The following is a 16,788-nucleotide window of genomic DNA, read 5'->3' on the forward strand; positions in this document are numbered from 1 at the left end:
TTTGGGGGGGAGTTCACTCCTCCGGCGGCATTTTGCCGAGCTTGCGCTGGAGGGTGCGGCGGTCGATGCCGAGGGCTTCTGCGGCATGGGAGATGTTGCCGGAGCAGTCGTGCAAGACACGCTGGATGTGCTCCCATTCGAGGCGAGCCAGGCTGGGCACGTCGGCGGCGGAGGGGCGTGACGGGGAGGCCGAGCGGCCCTGCAAAGCTGCGAGCACCTGGTCGGCGCTGGCGGGTTTCAAGAGATAGTCGTCCGCGCCGGTGCGCACGGCTTCGAGCGCGCCGGGGATGCTGCCGTAGCCGGTAAGCACGATGAGCCGCACGTGGGGCAGCCTTTGCCGCAGGAGGGGGATGAGGCTCATGCCATCGAGAGAACCAAGACGCATGTCGAGGACGATACCGTCAATGTGGCCAGTGTCTGCGTGGTCCAGGGCCTGGTGCCTGCCTGATGCCTGCAGCACGTCGCAGCCACGGCGTTTCAAAGCCAGTGCCAGCGTGGTGCGGAAGCTTTCGTCGTCTTCGATGAGGAGCACATTCATGAGGCGGCCGGGGCTTGGGGGGAATGGCGGGGCAGCAGCAGCGTGACGCGCGCGCCGCCTTCGGGCTGGTTTGCCACCTCCACGCTGCCATGCATGGAAGCGGCGAGCCTGCGGACGAAGAACAAACCGAGGCCCATGCCGATGCCGGGATCGCGCGAGGTTCGGAAGGGCTCGCCCCAGTGGCGGAGCATTTCGGGGCTGAAACCGGCACCGCGGTCTTCGACCATGAAGCGGAGCTGCGCCGCCTGCTCATAGACGATCAGACTGACGGTGTCTGCGTCTGCGGAGGCGAGCAGCGCGTTGCGCAGGAGCACGAGCAGGGCCTCACGCAGGCCGGCGCAGGCGACCAGGCTGCCGGTGGCTCTCAGGCTGACCTGCACCCGAGAGCGCTGGGCCTGCGGCAACTCGTTCAACGCGGTTTCAACGACCTGGCTGACCGCACAGGGGGCGGCGGAGAGTCCTGTGGCCTCCTGCCCGAGCTCGCGCAGACGCTGGAGCACCTGCTGGCAGCGGGTGGTCTCATGGGCGATGACGGCCGCGGTGGCGGCATCCGGGTGGGCGCGCATTTCCTCCGCTGCTAGTGCGATGGTGCCCAGCGGCGTGCTCAACTCATGGGCAAAGCCGGTGGCCAGGGCAGCCACGGAGAGAAAGCGCTCGCGGGAGTCCAGCTCTGCGCGCAGGCGCTCCCGCTCCCGCTGCAGCCGGTGGGAGCGCCGCCGCAGGGCGAGCAGCAGAGCGAGGACAAAGCCGCCGGCGAGCACCAGGGCCACGAAGATGCCCTGTGTGAGCAGTGTTTCGGGCACATGCGAGCCATCCGCCATGTGAAGAGGCACCGCCTTCCACCAGAGCCATGCGCAGGCCAGCGTGGTGAGCAGACCGAGGCCGATGACCGCCGAAGCCCGCAGCGCCACCGCCGCCAGTGTGAGCTGAACGAGGTAAAAAAGAGCGAAGGGATTCTGCAGCCCGCCTGTCCAGTGCAGCAAAAAGGTCAGCGTGAGCGCATCCCAGACGACGAGGTGAAAAAAACCCTCCTTCAACTGCCAGCCGATCTGCCGCAGCCACCATTCGAGCAGGGCATTGGTGACGAGGGTCACAAGCACCGCGCCTCCACAGGCTGCCCAAGGCACCTCCACACCCATGCCTGAGACGATAAGCAGGGTGAGCCCCTGGCCGGCAGCCGCCATCCAGCGCAGAAGCACGAGCACGCGTGCGCTCAGGGCACCACCGGCCCACACTTCGCTCAAGCCCAGCCAGCGCTGCCAACGCGGCTGTGATAAAGAGGGATGTGAAGCGTGAGCGGGCATGCCCCACAGTGCGCCAGCCAGGCCGTCTGTCCAACAGGCGCGGCACTTTGCTGCTGCACAGCCTGGGCGGGAGCAGCTCACTTGGCGGCGGCACCTTTCTGCAGCATCAGGTTGGCGATCTTGAGAAGACTGGACTCACCGAGATGGGCCATCGGGGGCATCTGGGGCATTTCGGGGCGTTTTTTGCCGGGAGCTTTCGCCCAGGTGACGATGCCGCCAGGATTGCCCGCATAAATCTGCGCAATCTCTGTGAGGGGCGGACCGACGAGCCTGACATTGGGCGCATGGCAGGCAGCGCAGTTCATGAAGAGCTGCTCCGCACTCAGTTCGCCAGCCTGAGGCATGGCGGCATGCGCCTTGTTAAAATCCTCCAGTGCAGTGTGGTAGCTTTGTGTGTGCTCCTTGATCGCGGCCTTGTGCGAGGCCAGGGCAGCCTCGCGGTAGACGTGGCGTCCGCTGCCCATGCCGAGCACGACGAAGGAGAAGAGGAAAACAATGAGCCAGTAGCGGCTGCCGATGGTGGCATCCGTTCGCTTCAGCTCGCCGAAGAGCACCCGCAGTGTCAGCAGGCCGAGGGCCGCTCCGGTGAAGATGATCACATAAACCTGAGCGGTGACACCCACGGAAGGCAGCGTGAAGAGCAGCAGCGGCCCCAGCACAAACTGAGCGAGTGTGACATGCGCGCACACTTTGTAGAAGAAACGGCGCAGCTCAGGGCGTGTGAAGCCTTTCAGATGTGTGAGGTCGGAGCCTGCACGGCCGAACCATCCGGCAAGGAAGAGACCGGTCATGGCGAGGCTGGCGGCCATGAAATGCAGGTAACGAGGAAGCACATTGCCGATGCTGAGGCTGGAGAGGAAGCCTTTCACCTTCTCCCACTCGGAGGGGAACAGCATGAGGTTCACATTGGAAAGGAAGATGAGCGGGATGAAGAGGAAGAGCAGCGCGGCAGTGATGCCGACAAGCCGGTGAAGCGTCTTTCTGCCACTGGTGGTCCATGTGTCCCAGGTGTACTTGTGCAGGTAGGTGAGCAGGAAGGCGGCGATGACGAGGGGCACAATGAGCAGCCAGGCGTGGCCGGTGAGGGCGTTGGCGGAATACCACTGCATGGTGTAAAGCAGATTGATGCAGAGCAGGGGGCCGATGCCCATGACGACGGCGAGGCTTTTGTTGACCGTTATGGTCTGGGCGATCTCATGCGCCAGGGCATCCCAGCGTCTGTCCTTCAGCCCCAGCCACTCCAGGACGACAACGAGCATGGAGCCGCCGACCATGAGATTGACGAAGAGAATGTGGACGAGGAAAAAGATGACGAGACAGCCGACGAGCAGCCACTCTGGCACTGGCAGCGGCAGAGGGAGATCACGCGGGACTGGGGTGGTGGCGAGGAAGGAGTGCATGGTGTGGAAAATCAGTTCCGGGCCTGGGCCTCGGCGGTCTTCAGCGGGGCCGGGGCGGGAAGGGCGACGGTGAGTCCGGTGGTCTGCACGCCGTGGAGGGGTTCAGGCTTCTGGCGGAGCTGCTGGATGTAGGCGACGAGAGCCTCGGCCTCCTGGTCTGTGCCGGGGAAGGGGGGCATGAAGGTGCGGGTCTGGTGCATGCCTTTGATGAAGAGGGCCATGCCGGCGCTGTCCCAAGACTTGTCCGTGCCGTACATGGCGGAGAACTTGTCCAGCACGCTGTTGAGGCCGGTGGTGCTGTGGCAGCGGGAGCAGGCAAGCATGAAGACGTCCTGGCCGCACTCCACCTTGTTGGCCGCAGTGACCTCCCGGTGCTTCACATAGGTGGCATGTTTGAGCATGCCTTCGCTTTGGAGGAAGGCGAGCTCGTCCTTGTGCACGCCATTGGAGTACATGTACTCGCCGATGACCCAGGGCTTGCGCATGAACTCGCGTGCACGCTCAAAGTGCCCGAGCAGCCAGATGCCCATGAAGCTGGGGATGAGCAGGGCCCAGCGCGGGATGAGAAAACTGCTGCCCAGACCACCGAGGCCGATGGCGGCAAATACCAGGATGGTCCAGCCGAGAAGTGTCTGAAACTGGCCGTGCCAGCTCATGAACTCCTGGGTGAGGAGCGCCACGGAGCTGTTGGCCTTCATGGTCTCAGGTATGCGGCCCCAGTACCAGGTGCCGAAGAGGTAGGTGGCCAGCAGGCTGACCAGCACCACATGTGACATGCGGTAGACCACCCAGCTGCGCAGACGGCGGGGCTCGTGGTCAAGGCCACTTTTTTGTCTTGTGAAAAAGAAGGTCGCAAACCACACGAACACCGCGCCCATCATCAGCGCAATGAAGGTGCGGAAGCCGAGCTGGGGTGCGTAGAGCGGATTGGTCATCGCATCCAGGAAGGTGCGGGTCTGGCTCCACTCCCCGGGTTTCATCATGAAGCCGAGCACGGCCACGATGAGAGCCATCGTGAGCCAGGACATGATGCTGAGCGCCAGGCCGATCCTGATGTGTTTGCGTTTTTTCTCCGGCGTGTCCGCCTTCTTCCAGCTCAGGAACCACCAGCAGATGAGGACGACCTCGCTGATGAAGACGAGCCACTCCATGAACCAGCCCCAGAAAAAAACGCGAAGCAGCGAACCGATGGCAAAGGGGGCGAAGAGAGAGGTGGAAAGCCAGATGCCCACGCCCGTCATCGCGCCCACCGTCGTGGTGACAATGAAAACGATGAAGGTGATGCGGTAGGCGAGGCGGTCGATATCCGGCCGGTTGTTTTTATGAGCCCACCATTCCATCCATGTGAGGAGAGGATAGGCGCCGACGGCCAGGGGGTGATTGATGAGCACGTGCAGACTGGCAATGAGACCGATGATGAGCCGGCCTCCGGCGAGGTGGTCCATGTAAAAAGATGGGAAATCCATGCCATGCCATCGTCGCTGGCGGGACATTGAAAATGTGGCGAAATGCCGCAGCAGCATTTTTTGCCGGTCATTGTCATATCAGCCGTTGCTCTGAGACACACAGCGGATGTGATTTTCTCCATGAAACATTTCCTCCTTTTTTTTAGCGCCTTGTTGTCCCTCGTCGCTTTCCCTGCGTCAGGGGACGATGCGCTGGCCGCAAAAATGAGGGCCCTCTTTCCGAAGGCGGACGGAGACCGGGACGGCGTGCTGTCCACCACGGAGCAGGTGCAGGCGGTGGAGCATGTGAAGAGGACGTACGGTGAACAGTGGGCGAGGCAGATCGAGGGAATGCTTTCCGGTGCTGCTGCCGCGGACCAAACCGTGTCCACTGAAGCCTGGCTGAAGCAGGTGGCCGATGCGACACGGCCGGTGGAAATGAAGACGGAAAAGATCGCGATGCGAGATGGTGTCCGGCTGGCGACGGACATCTGCCTGCCGCCCGGTTCGGGACCTTTTCCGGTGATCCTTGCAAGGACGCCGTACAACCGCGTGAAGCACAACGAAAGCGCGCCGGGTTTTGCCAGGGCGGGCTATGCGTTTGTGAACCAGGACATGCGCGGGCGCTATGAGTCCGAGGGGGAAAACCTGCCTTTCATCGGCTGCGGATGGGGGCAGCATCAGGATGGTGTGGACACGATCGAGTGGATCAAAAAGCAGCCGTGGTGCAACGGCAGCATCGCCACCATTGGAGGTTCGGCCGGCGGCATCACGCAGAATCTTCTGGCGGGCGCAGCGCCTGTGGGGCTGAAGGCGCAGTACATTCTGGTGGCTCCCACGGACATGTATTCAGACGCGAGCTACATCGGCAGCGCCTTTCGCAAAGCAGATGTGGAGAACTGGACTGCAGGCAACAAGTTTGATCCCAAGGCTCTTGCCATCCACCGAGCCCATCCTTCCTACGATGACTACTGGCGCGCGAATGACACACACACACGCTTTGCCTTGATGAATGTGCCTGCGGTGAATGTGGGCGGGTGGTTTGACATGTTTGCGCAGGGGACGATCGACCAGTTCATCGGCCGGCAGCACCAGGGCGGGGAGGGCTCCAAGGGGACACAGAAACTCATCATGGGGCCATGGCAGCATGCGATTGGCAAGATGCCGGCCGGTGAGCTTACGTTTCCAGATGCGAATCGTGTGCCCGCCAAGTATGACCCTGTTCGCTGGTTTGAGCATTATTTGGGCGGCGTTCACAACGGCGTGGAGAAGGAGCCTGCCGTGGCCTATTACGTGATGGGAGACACGAGCACGCCAGGAGCGCCTGGAAATGAATGGCGCTACGCGAACGACTGGCCGATCCCCGCCAAGGAGACGCCTGTGTATCTGACCGCCGAGAAGAAGGTAGCGCTGCAGGCTCCGGAGCAGGCGGGCTCCTTCCACGAGTACACTTTTGACCCCACGAATCCCTGCCCCACGATCGGAGGCCAGAATCTCACCATCGCGCGTGGGCCCATGGATCAGCGCAAGGTGGAGGGGCGTGACGATGCGGTGGTCTTCACCAGCGAGCCGCTGGACAAGCCTGTGGAGGTGACCGGACGTGTCTGGGCCAAGATCTTCATCTCATCCAGCGCGGCGGACACCGACCTCTCCGTGCGAATCTGCGATGTGTATCCCGACGGACGCAGCATGCTCATCACCGAGGGCATCCAGCGCCTGCGCTACCGCAAGTCGCGGGAGAAGCCGGAGGTGCTGACGCCCGGGCAGATCGAGGAAGTCACCGTGGACTGCTGGTCCACCAGCCTCATCTTCAACACCGGCCATCGGGTGCGTGTGATGATCACCTCCAGCAATTTCCCGCGCTTTGATGTGAATCCGGGCACAGGAGAGCCGTGGAGTGAGGAAGGTGAGAAGGTGAAGCAGACGAACCGCATTTATTGCGATGCGGAGCATCCGTCGCGGCTGATTGTGCCGGTGGTGGGGAAGACGGCAGATGCTGAATAGCAGGCAGGGAGAGAGGCGTACAGGCGCGTGCAACTGAGCTGGGGAGACCCCTGCGGGCTTGCTGAAGGAGGGGCCGCGAAGCATGGGCACGGGCCGCGGACCCTGGTGTGTGCTTTCGTGAAGCGGAGCTTTCCCGATCCAGTTGCGCCGCCGCCGTAGAACTTGGCTACAGCATTTTCTGCATCCAGAGCACATCGAGCCAGCGCCCATGCTTGTGGCCGACTTCCTTGAGGTGGGAGACTTTGACGAAGCCGAATTTGGCGTGCAGGGCGATACTGCCGGCCTGATCGGCATCGATGCCGCCGAGGACGGTGTGGTGGCCGATTTTTTTGGCGAGCACGATGAGTTCGCCAAGGATGAGGCTGCCGATGCCTTTGCCCTGATGTTCATGATGCAGGTACACGGAGTCTTCCACGCTGTGGCAGTAGGCCTGGCGCGGGTGGAAGCGGCTGAGGGAGCCCCAGCCGATGATCGTGTCGTTTTCTTCGGCGACGATGACGGGGTGCTCCGGTCCGTGGGCGTCAAACCAGTCCTGCCGCTCCTGAGCGGTGCTGGGCACGGTCTGGTAGGTGCAGGTGCTGTGCTCGACGTAGTGATTGTAAATGGCGTTGATAGCCGGGAGGTCTTCAACGGTGGCGGGACGTAGGGTGGCAGGCATGGGGCAGGAAGCAGAAAGGATGAAGCGAATGAAAGCGTCCAAATGACGAATGTCTAAATCAGAATGACGAACGGGGGGCGGCAGGGGTTTGTAAGGGCGGTGCGTGCCGGAATGCGGCAGTGTTTTCAAACCTTGACTCTGAGGCAGGGAATCTCCATTCTCGCGCCTTCGGGTAAAAAAATTCACCAATCACTTAACGAACACATTTATTATGGGTATCAAAGTCGGAGTCATCGGAGCAGGCGGCATGTTGCAGTATCACGCGGCGGGGTTCCGCCAGGCTGGCGCGGAGATCGTGGCCGTGGCGGATGCGGCTCCCGGAGCAGCCGCCAAGGCGGCGGAGAAATATGGCGTCGCCAAATCGTACGAGTCCGTGGAGGCGATGCTGAAGGGCAGCCCTGAGATCCAGGCGGTGAGCGTCATCGTGCCGAACAAGTTTCACAAGCCGCTGGCCATCCAGTGCCTGAAGGCCGGCAAGCACGTTTTTTCCGAAAAGCCTCCGGCGCTGAACGCGAAGGAAGTACAGGAGATCATCGCCGCTGCCAAGAAGGCGGGCAAGAAGGTGCTCTTCAACTTCAACAACCGTGCGCGTCCTGAATCCCAGGCGATGATGAAGTACATCAATGATGGCGTGGCGGGCAGGATCAACTCCGCGCAGGCGAAGTGGATCCGCCGCACGGGCATCCCCGGTTTTGGCGGCTGGTTCACCACCAAGGCGCTGGCCGGTGGCGGCGCGCTCATCGACCTGCTGCACATGGTGGATCTGGCCATGTACTTCATGGGCTACCCCGAGCCGGCCTATGTGATGGGGCAGACCTTCAAGGACTTCATCCACGACAAGCAGTTCAAAGGCCCTTGGGGAATCCCCGACAAGGTGGGTGGCACGACGGATGTGGAAAATGCGGCGCATGGTTTTGTGATGTTCAAGACAGGCCAGGTGCTCAGCCTTCAGGTCTCGTGGGCTGAGATGATCAAGCGCGAGGAAGTGTCCGTCGTCTTCCAGGGTACCAAGGCTGGCGGCAAGGTGGAGCGCCTCTTCGGCATCGACGGCCTGGACAACACCGCTATCGACAGCTGCGAACTCTACGTGCAGGAAAACGGCAACAGCGTGAACCGCAGCATCACGGTGCCGGCCTGCGAGGACATGGGCCGAATCGGCTCCGCCGCGAACTTCATCCATGCCATCGAAGGCAAGGCTCCTGCGCTGAACACCCCGGAACAGGCCCTGCGCCTGATGCAGGTGATCGATGCCGTGTATGCCTCCGCCAAGACAGGCAAGCCGGTGAAGATCTGATTAGGTGGTTGATTCAACGATGCGGGGAGAACGGGCACAGGCTTGTTCTCCCCGTTTTGTTTTGCAAACGTGGCTGCCGGAGGCACAAAAAAGCGATGCCAGCAGCGCTGGCATCGCTCAAAGATTTTTCCGTGCGTTTTAGGACAGGCCGCCGCGGTCGCTGGCCAGCGTGGCATCGCCATACTTCGCGCGTGTGGTCGGCGTGTAGTCCAGGGGAGTCCAGGCGGCGTTGTTGGCGGAGGAGGCGACGACGGCTTCGATGAAGGCCATGCCTGCCACGCCTTCCTCGATGGTGGGGTAGTCCATGTCCAGCGGGTTGGGGGTGGTGCCGTTGATGACGGCACGCACGTGGTTGGCGAAGTTGCGGTAGATGTTGGCAAAGCCTTCCAGGTAACCTTCAGGATGGCCGGAAGGGGTGCGGGTGGCAGCCCCAGCGGCGCTGCCGAGGTAGCCGAGGCCGGTGCGGTAGATCTGCTTCGGCTTGTCGAGGGAGGTGACGATCATGGTGTTGGGATCCAACTGGGACCACTCGATGCCGCCCAGGGAGCCATAGACGCGGAGGCTGAGGTTGTTTTCACAACCGATGCTGATCTGGCTGGAGTGCAGCACGCCCTTGGCACCGTTGGTGAAGCGCAGGAGCACGTTGCCGTCATCCTCCAGGCGGCGGCCTTCCTTGGCCAGGAAGATGGTGAGGTCAGCGGCCAATTCCTTGATGTGGAGGCCGGTGACGTATTCGGCGAGATTGATGGCGTGGGTGCCGATGTCTCCCATGCAGCCGGCGGCGCCGCAGATGGCGGGATCGACGCGCCAGGCGGCCTGCTTCTGGCCGGTGTTTTCCAGCATGGTGGCCAGCCAGCCCTGAGGGTATTCCACCACGACTTTGCGGATTTCGCCGAGCTTGCCCTCTTCGATCATCTGGCGGGCCTGTCGCATAAGCGGATAGCCGGTGTAGTTGTAAGTGACTCCGTAGAGTTTGCCGGTGGCCTTGACGATGCCCGCCAGTTCCTTGGCCTGGGCGAGGTTGAAGGTGGCGGGCTTGTCTGAGAGGACGTGGAATCCGGCTTCCAGCGCAGCTTTGGCAGCAGGGAAGTGCAGGTGGTTCGGGGTGACGATGGAGACGAAGTCCATGCGTTTGTCGGCCGGAAGGGCGGCTTCCGTGCGGATCATTTCTTCGTAGTTGGCGTAGCAGCGCTCGGCGGGCAGGAAGAAATCAGCGCCGCTGTCCTTGGAGCGCTGGGGGTCGGAGGAAAAAGCGCCGCAGACGAGCTCAATCTGCTGATCGATCGATGCTGCAATGCGATGGACGCCGCCAATGAAGGCGCCGCGTCCGCCGCCGATCATGCCATAACGAATTTTCCGGCTCATAAACAAGTTTTCGGGGTTCTAGGTTCTCGGTTCAGGGTTGGGAAGAGTGAACGGCGAGTGTGCGCAGAGGGGGCGGGGGGTCAAGTGCATCTGCGGCATGATGAAACGCAGAGCGGGGGTGGCATCCGGGCACAAAAAACCCCGGAAAGGATGGCCCAACGCGCTCAGGCGTCCTCTCCGGGGCTGCTGTCGTCGAAACACCGCGGTGCGGTGCGCATGGCGACAAATTTTAGGCGGCCATCAGTGCGGGCCCGCTGTGCTTCATGCGGCTGCGGAATTCCGTGGGGGATTCATCCGCGATGCGGCGGAAGCTGCGGTTGAAGTGAGAGAGGCTCTGGAAGCCGACGTCGTAGGCCACTTCGGTGATGCGTGCGGCAGGCTTCATGAGCATGCGCTTGGCCTTTTCGACGCGGGCACGGTTGACGAAGTCGGTAAAGGTCAGGCCGGTGGCGCGTTTGAAGAGCTTGCAGAAGTGGAAGGGGCTCACGTTCACAGCGCTGGCGACGGCTTCGAGAGACATCGGTTCTGCCAGATGGGCGTGGATGAAGGTTTTGGCGTTGCGCACGGCCTCGGGTTCATGTGTGGCGGTGGCAAACAGCATGCGGTGCGCGCTTTCGCCAAGCTGGAGCGCAAAAGACTGAAGGATGGCGAGGGCTGCTTCATAGCGAGCGGGCTCCATGATGGGGGCGTGCTCAAAGTGAACCTTGGCACCACGGATTTCCGGGGCGGAGTGCCCGTCATCCAGGAGAGCCTTGGCCACGGGGGCAAAGGTGTCTGCATTGGCAGGCTGGAGGCGCACGCCGCCGGTGAGCAGGACGGCGATGGTGTTTTTCCCCACACGCACCGGGACCTGGGTTTCCACCACACCAGCCACGCCTTTGCGGGTGACGATGCTTTCGATGTGCTCGTCTTCTTTGGATGCCTCCAAACCGAGGGGCAGGCTGGTCAGGGTGTGAAAGGCTTTCTGGTAATGCTGGAAGAGCTCGCTTTCGGCAAGGTTCTGAATGAAACGCTGACGGGGAGTGGTGGGTGCGATGGTGTGGTTCATAGCGCGTTCGTGTTTTGTGTTCACGGCTGCTATGATGCCCTCATGCGGGATTTGCGATATTGTCAGCCGATACGGTACGTGCCGTCATGAACCACCGCAAGATGACCCTGTGAAGCACCGCAATTTTGGCATAGTGGTTTCCATTAGAGCCGGCTGTTTCTTGCCCAAAGTGTGCCATTTTTGAGCGGGCGGCCTGCTGCCAGAGCTGCGTGCGCAGACGGTCGGCGGGCTATCTGGCAGCCGGGCTGTTCCACAGATGCATCACCGCATAGGCACGCCAGGGTCGCCAGGGCTGGGACATCTCTTCGGCACGCCTGGCGCTGACGCCGCCTAGATTGTTGCGGACCACGATGTCTTCTTTGGGAAAGGCATCCGGCCAGCGGAGAGCACGCATGGCGATGTAATGCGCGGTCCACGGACCGATGCCCGGAAGTGCCACCAGACGTGCGACGGCATGCTCCGGATCAGCGCCGGGTTCGAGCTGGAGAGCCCCTGAGTGGAAGGCCTGAGCCAGCGCAAGAATGCATGCAGCGCGGGTGCGGATGATGCCGAGGTGGGCGATGTCATCGGGGCTGGCGTGGGCCACCTGTGCGGCCAGCGGTGTCAGCCGTGTGAGTTCGGCAAAAGGTGTCTCGATTTCCTCACCGAAGGCTTCGGCATAGCGGCAGGCGATTTTGGTGGCGGCCTGCACGGTGATTTGCTGGCCAAGGATGGCGCGTACGGCCATCTCGAAGCCGTCGAACGCGCCCGGCACGCGCAGGCCGGGTTTTTGCACGACTGCCTTTTTGAGCCTGGGATCCTGCATGAGGTGGTCGGAGATGACGTCGGGCCGGGCGGTGAGATCGAACACATGGCGCAGGCGGCCGAGCAACGCAGGGAGGACGGAGATAAGCGAATGGCTGAACTCCACCTGGAGGGCATTCCTGTCCAGGGCCTGGGAGACTTTGATCCAGCCGGTGTGGCTGCCGAGGCGTATGGTGCGGGAGTAGGTGCTGTCGGAGACGAACTCGACCTCGCGAATAGCGCGCCCGGCGAGGAAGCGCAGCATGGACTCCCAGTCGTAAGGCGGACGGTAGCCGAGCTGAAGGGTGGATGTGTCGGAGGCGTGTAGTTTTGCCGGATGCGTGGCGGCCTCCCGACGAAGGCTGGTGGGCGGCATGCGGTAGTGCGTGCTGAAGGCGTCATTGAACCGGCGCAGGCTGGAGAAACCGCTGGCAAAAGCGATCTCGATGACCGGGAGCCTGGTGTCGGTGAGGAGCTGCTTGGCCAGGAGGAGGCGGCGCGTCTGGATGAGCTCGATGGGAGAGACTCCGAGCTCCTGCTGCACGATGCGGCGGAGCTGGCGTGAGCTGAGGCTGAAATGCGCGGCGATTTCTTCCAATCCCGCGCCTTCGTCGGCAAGACCTTCGTCCATGCGCTGTACGATCAGGTCTGCGAGTCGGTGCGCCTCATCCATCGGCGCATGGCCGGGGGCCAGCTCCGGACGGCAGCGCAGGCAGGGGCGAAAGGAGGCTTTTTCCGCGGCGCTGGCACTGGTGAAGAAGCGGCAGTTTTCACGCCTGGGCACTCGGGCCGGGCAGACGGGCCTGCAGTAGATGCCGGTGGAGGTGACGCCGACGTAGAAGACGCCGTCAAAACGCGGATCGTGGGACTTCAGGGCGCTGTAGGCAGCATCGTCATCAATGAGGTTCATGGCAGTCGGAGATGGTGCATGCTAGAGTCAGAGAGCTACGCTGACTGGCCGTTTTCGGACATGGAGTTATTTTATTTTCATGTCCTAAAACGGCCAGCGTCTGATGCCAAGGCAGGTCATCTTTGTCTCATGAAAAATATCCCGACATCTTTACACTACTATTGCAAAACCATGCCTTCGCCGGTGGGGAAGCTCACGCTGGTGGCCAGCGACCGTGGTCTGGCTGCGGTGCTGTGGGAGGATGATGACCCGAAGCGCGTGCGGCTGGGGACGCTGCAGGAGAATGCAGAGCACCCGGTGCTGGTGGAGGCGGAGCGACAGCTGAGAGATTACTTCGAAGGACGGCTGGAGAAATTTTCGCTGGAGGTGGACTTTGAGGGGACTGAGTTTCAGAAACAGGTGTGGGCGGCGCTGCTGACGATCCCCTTTGGAGAGACACGCAGCTATGCCCAGGTGGCGGAGCAGATCGGGAATCCCAATGCGGTGCGTGCGGTCGGGGCTGCGAACGGGAGGAATCCGATCTCGATCATTACGCCTTGTCACCGTGTAATCGGCTCGAACGGGAAGCTGACGGGCTTTGCTGGCGGGATGGAGGCAAAGGCGTTTTTGCTGAAGCTGGAGGCGAGGGAACTGTCGCTGGAATAGCGCTTCATCATGGCCCTCTGCACGCCCACTTTAGCGTTGAGCTGCGGTTGTGGTCATCGAGGACGTTGGACCTGCCATTTGCTAGCGGAGTCAGCCTTTATGACTGACGGGGACATCAGCGAGAGGGCGATCTCCCGCCGGCCTGTCCGAGAAACGGATTTGCACGATCTTGAAGTTTCCAGTGTAACCTTGGCGGTCACATCGCCAAGGTATTGACAAGAACCGCATGCAACCCGCTCAAGCCTCCGGCAGTTTCATGTCCACACGCTGGACGCTGGTGCTGCGTGCGAACGAGGCCTCGCCGGAAGGCAGGGCAGCCCTGAGTGATCTCTGCGCCGCCTACTACAAGCCCGTGTTTGTCTTCCTGAGGCGGAGCGGTTTTGACGAGGATGTGGCGCGCGATCATGCGCATTCGTTTTTTGCACACCTGCTGCAGCGGGGTTTTCCAAAGCTTGAGCCAGAGCGCGGGAAATTCCGCAGCTATCTTCTGGGCGCGGTGAAATATTTTGTCAGCGGATTGCTGCAGCGTGCGCGCAGGGAGAAGCGCGGTGGTGGTGTGGAACATGAGTCCCTGGACGCTGAAGACTCGGGTGAAATCGCCATTGATGATCCCAAGGCGGCGCTGATGACGAAGGTGTTTGACCGGGAATGGGCGGTGGCCGTGATGAACCGCGCTGTGGCTGCGCTCGCAGCAGAGCATTCAAATGAACGGAAGGCACAGTTTGAAGCGCTGCGTCCCTGGCTGATGGGGGACGAAGCTGCATCTCACGCCGAGACGGCACGCAGGCTGGGCACGAGTGAGGGGGCTGTAAAGGTGGCAGTGCACCGCCTGCGCAAACGCTTCCGCGAACTGCTGCGGCAGGAGATCTCCCAGACGCTGGATGAAGACCAGGATGTGGAGGATGAGCTGCGCTATCTTTGCACTGTGCATGGTTAGATGACGCTGTAACTTTTGACGGCGCAACCTCAAGGTACAGGCATGAGCACCAATGCATCCCCCACGTGTCCTCAGTGCGGACAATCCATTCCGGAAGACGCCGCCGACGGCCTCTGTCCCCGCTGTGTGCTGGCCAGGGCGCTGGCACCCACAGAAGCAGGTTCCGCAGAATTGCATGCGCCGCCTTCCCTGGAGGCGGTGCGTGCCGCCTTTCCTCATCTGGAAGTGACCGGGCTGATCGGTAGCGGCGGAATGGGGGCGGTGTTCAAAGCACGCCAGCCGCAGCTTGATCGTTTCGTCGCTCTGAAGATCCTGCCAGAGGAGCTCGCCGGGCAGCCGGACTTTTCCGCACGCTTTCAGCGGGAGGCACAGGCGCTAGCAAAGCTGAGTCACCCGAACATCGTGACCGTGCATGACTTCGGGCAGTCGGGCGTGTTCTTCTACCTGCTGATGGAATTCGTGGACGGGGTGAATCTCCGGCAGCTGATGCAAGCCAGGCGGCTCACGCCCAGGGAGGCGCTGAGCATCGTGCCACCGGTTTGCGAGGCCCTGCAATGCGCGCACGATCACGGCATCGTGCATCGGGACATCAAGCCGGAGAACCTGCTCATCGACAAGGCGGGTGCGGTGAAGATCGCGGATTTTGGCATCGCGAAGATGATTGGTGCCAGGGAGAGAGCCTGTGCTTGCGACCCTGAGCTGCGGACAAGTGCGCCCGCATCACTCCCTTTCGGCACCCCTGACTACGCAGCGCCCGAGCAATCCAATGGTACCGCTGATCATCGGGCAGACATCTACTCTCTGGGGGTCGTGCTCTACGAGATGCTCACCGGCCAGCGGCCGAAAGGCAAAATCGAAATGCCTTCAAAGCGTGTGCAGGTGGACGTGCGCATAGACCAGATCGTGCTGCGGGCGCTGGAAAAGACACCGGAGCTGCGCTATCAGACGGCGGCTGAATTCCGCACGCAGGTCGAGGCGGCTGTGAGTCCTCCTGCCATTCCACCAGCGCGCCAGCCCACAGATAAAAAGAGGCATGGCTGCATCCGACTGCTGGTCATTGCGGGTGTGATTGTGCTGGTGGCCCTTGGTCTCATGGTCAGCATCCATCTGGCATCGCGCGGCAAGGCACCGCCTGTCGATGCAGGGCGCCAGGCTGCGTCCTTTGCCCCCATTGTGGATGGAATTTTGCGGATGCCGGGCGCAGCCTCACATCAATACGCTCTCGATTTGGAGTCGGGAAAGTTTGTGGCGGCACCGGAGGATGTGCTGGAGGCCGTGAAACTGCATACGCAGGGCAGGCCGCCGCCGGCTGCGGATGAAAAACTGCGGCAGTGGGCGGAAGACACGGGGGCGGACATCATGCTGCTGAAGACCGATCCTCACATCGAACTGGTATTCTTTGGCAGCAGGCTGGTGTTTCCCGGCCTTTCCTTTGCCAAGCTGCAGCCTGGTGAGGCTGCTTCCCTGGCAGCGGCGTCAGGTGTGGCAGCGGGCAGTGCCGGCTCCTCCCAGCCGACGCTGATGGTGCCGTTTCAACAGCCCGCACTGGATGCAGATGGGACGCCAAAACCGGTGCTGTTTCAGACTCACGCGGGCCACATCGGCCTGCTGCAGGTGACCGGCTTTGCGGACAGCACGGGAGGCATCAGGGTGCGGTGGAAGCTGCTGCGCCAGGCGCTGGATCCGAGCATGCAAGGGGCTTCAGGTCAGCCCATGCAAGATGCCACGTGCACTTTCCCCCTGCGGCACGCCTCTGCCAAAGCGATTCTGGACAGCGGACTGCGCGGCATCATAGCCGCAGGCGCGGGCGGTGAGGCGAGGACGACCGGGGACGACCAGCAGATCATCGTCAAGGCGACACAGGCGGTCATGACCCGCGTGCGGACCTTCATCACCGTCATGGACTGGCCGGACCTGATGCAGCGAAGCCAGTCAGATGCACCGCCGCTGGTGATCGAATATCCGCGCGACACAGTGATGCACACGGCACGTTCGTTTTTCCACGCCTGCGCCGTGCAGGACACGCCGGAAATCCTCGACTCCCTGCTCTCGCCGGGCGTGCTGGCGCAGTTGAAGCATGAGACTGGCGGCAAGGAGTTTCAGGACTATCAGATGGGCGGCATCCCCGATACTGCATGGGTGGCCCGTCTTCGGGGCGACTGGCCTGGCAAAAGCGAGGCTCTGAAGCGCTTCATGCGCGAGTGGAACCGCTACCCGCTGAAACGTCTCACTGAGCGCCCTGGTTTCTCGCTGGGCTTTGGAGTGAAGCATTTTTGCGATGTGTCATTTGAGGGAGCGCCTCAGAGTTCGTACATGATCATGATCGAACCCGAACGCAAAGGCGGGAGTCCGGAACAGGCGCCCGTCTATCTTTTCAGCAGCCTGCCTCCTTGGTGGGATGAAAAACAGCCGTGAGAAATTCGTGCCCCGCCGGCAAGAGGCTTGCGGACAAAAATG

Annotated in this window: 13 protein-coding genes; 5 read left to right on the plus strand and 8 right to left on the minus strand. The window is 61.9% G+C overall.

Going from position 1 to position 16,788, the window contains the following annotated elements; genetic code table 11:
• Positions 1–13: 13 nt before the first annotated feature.
• From ACZ5WW_RS20020 to ACZ5WW_RS20035, 4 genes are all read right to left on the minus strand, one after another.
• Positions 14–538 carry a response regulator transcription factor gene (locus ACZ5WW_RS20020; protein ID WP_377162156.1) on the minus strand — a complete coding sequence of 175 codons (525 nt, stop codon included), beginning with the start codon at positions 536–538 and terminating at the stop codon, positions 14–16.
• The gene (locus ACZ5WW_RS20025) at positions 535–1,773 is read right to left on the minus strand and encodes an ATP-binding protein (RefSeq protein ID WP_464694261.1); all 1,239 of its coding nucleotides are present in this window, start codon (positions 1,771–1,773) and stop codon (positions 535–537) included. The genes ACZ5WW_RS20020 and ACZ5WW_RS20025 overlap by 4 nt, the downstream gene beginning before the upstream one ends.
• Before the next feature lie 146 nt (positions 1,774–1,919).
• Positions 1,920–3,242, minus strand: a complete 1,323-nt coding sequence (locus tag ACZ5WW_RS20030; RefSeq protein ID WP_377162161.1) for a c-type cytochrome — start codon at positions 3,240–3,242, stop codon at positions 1,920–1,922.
• Positions 3,243–3,253: 11 nt separating this feature from the next.
• Positions 3,254–4,708 carry a cytochrome c gene (locus tag ACZ5WW_RS20035; protein WP_377162163.1) on the minus strand — a complete coding sequence of 485 codons (1,455 nt, stop codon included), beginning with the start codon at positions 4,706–4,708 and terminating at the stop codon, positions 3,254–3,256.
• A gap of 204 nt (positions 4,709–4,912) precedes the next feature.
• On the opposite strand from ACZ5WW_RS20035, the gene ACZ5WW_RS20040 reads away from it, so the two are divergent.
• The gene (locus tag ACZ5WW_RS20040) at positions 4,913–6,691 is read left to right on the plus strand and encodes a CocE/NonD family hydrolase (protein WP_464694181.1); all 1,779 of its coding nucleotides are present in this window, start codon (positions 4,913–4,915) and stop codon (positions 6,689–6,691) included.
• Positions 6,692–6,857: 166 nt separating this feature from the next.
• Here the strand turns inward: ACZ5WW_RS20040 and ACZ5WW_RS20045 are convergent, their stop codons facing one another.
• The gene (locus tag ACZ5WW_RS20045; protein ID WP_377162167.1) at positions 6,858–7,349 is read right to left on the minus strand and encodes a GNAT family N-acetyltransferase; all 492 of its coding nucleotides are present in this window, start codon (positions 7,347–7,349) and stop codon (positions 6,858–6,860) included.
• A 211-nt stretch (positions 7,350–7,560) separates the two neighbouring features.
• Between ACZ5WW_RS20045 and ACZ5WW_RS20050 the strand changes: the two genes are divergently transcribed.
• The gene (locus ACZ5WW_RS20050; RefSeq protein ID WP_377162169.1) at positions 7,561–8,643 is read left to right on the plus strand and encodes a Gfo/Idh/MocA family protein; all 1,083 of its coding nucleotides are present in this window, start codon (positions 7,561–7,563) and stop codon (positions 8,641–8,643) included.
• A gap of 138 nt (positions 8,644–8,781) precedes the next feature.
• Here ACZ5WW_RS20050 and ACZ5WW_RS20055 read toward each other — a convergent pair whose 3' ends face one another.
• From ACZ5WW_RS20055 to ACZ5WW_RS20065, 3 genes are all read right to left on the minus strand, one after another.
• Positions 8,782–10,008, minus strand: a complete 1,227-nt coding sequence (locus tag ACZ5WW_RS20055) for a Gfo/Idh/MocA family protein (protein WP_377162171.1) — start codon at positions 10,006–10,008, stop codon at positions 8,782–8,784.
• Positions 10,009–10,237: 229 nt separating this feature from the next.
• On the minus strand, positions 10,238–11,056 hold the full coding sequence (locus tag ACZ5WW_RS20060) for a helix-turn-helix transcriptional regulator (protein ID WP_377162173.1): 819 nt from the start codon (positions 11,054–11,056) through the stop codon (positions 10,238–10,240).
• A 229-nt stretch (positions 11,057–11,285) separates the two neighbouring features.
• Positions 11,286–12,749: an AlkA N-terminal domain-containing protein gene (locus tag ACZ5WW_RS20065; protein WP_377162175.1), complete on the minus strand. Its 1,464-nt coding sequence runs from the start codon at positions 12,747–12,749 to the stop codon at positions 11,286–11,288.
• 171 nt (positions 12,750–12,920) lie between these two features.
• On the opposite strand from ACZ5WW_RS20065, the gene ACZ5WW_RS20070 reads away from it, so the two are divergent.
• The 3 genes from ACZ5WW_RS20070 to ACZ5WW_RS20080 all read left to right on the plus strand — a co-directional run bounded on the left by ACZ5WW_RS20070 (position 12,921) and on the right by ACZ5WW_RS20080 (position 16,746).
• Positions 12,921–13,394 (plus strand): methylated-DNA--[protein]-cysteine S-methyltransferase, encoded by a 474-nt coding sequence (locus ACZ5WW_RS20070; RefSeq protein ID WP_377162177.1) that lies wholly within the window; start codon positions 12,921–12,923, stop codon positions 13,392–13,394.
• 226 nt (positions 13,395–13,620) lie between these two features.
• Positions 13,621–14,331, plus strand: a complete 711-nt coding sequence (locus ACZ5WW_RS20075; RefSeq protein WP_377162179.1) for an RNA polymerase sigma factor — start codon at positions 13,621–13,623, stop codon at positions 14,329–14,331.
• 42 nt (positions 14,332–14,373) lie between these two features.
• Positions 14,374–16,746 carry a serine/threonine-protein kinase gene (locus tag ACZ5WW_RS20080; RefSeq protein ID WP_377162181.1) on the plus strand — a complete coding sequence of 791 codons (2,373 nt, stop codon included), beginning with the start codon at positions 14,374–14,376 and terminating at the stop codon, positions 16,744–16,746.
• Positions 16,747–16,788 lie beyond the last annotated feature (42 nt).

The organism is Prosthecobacter fluviatilis (assembly GCF_055388355.1).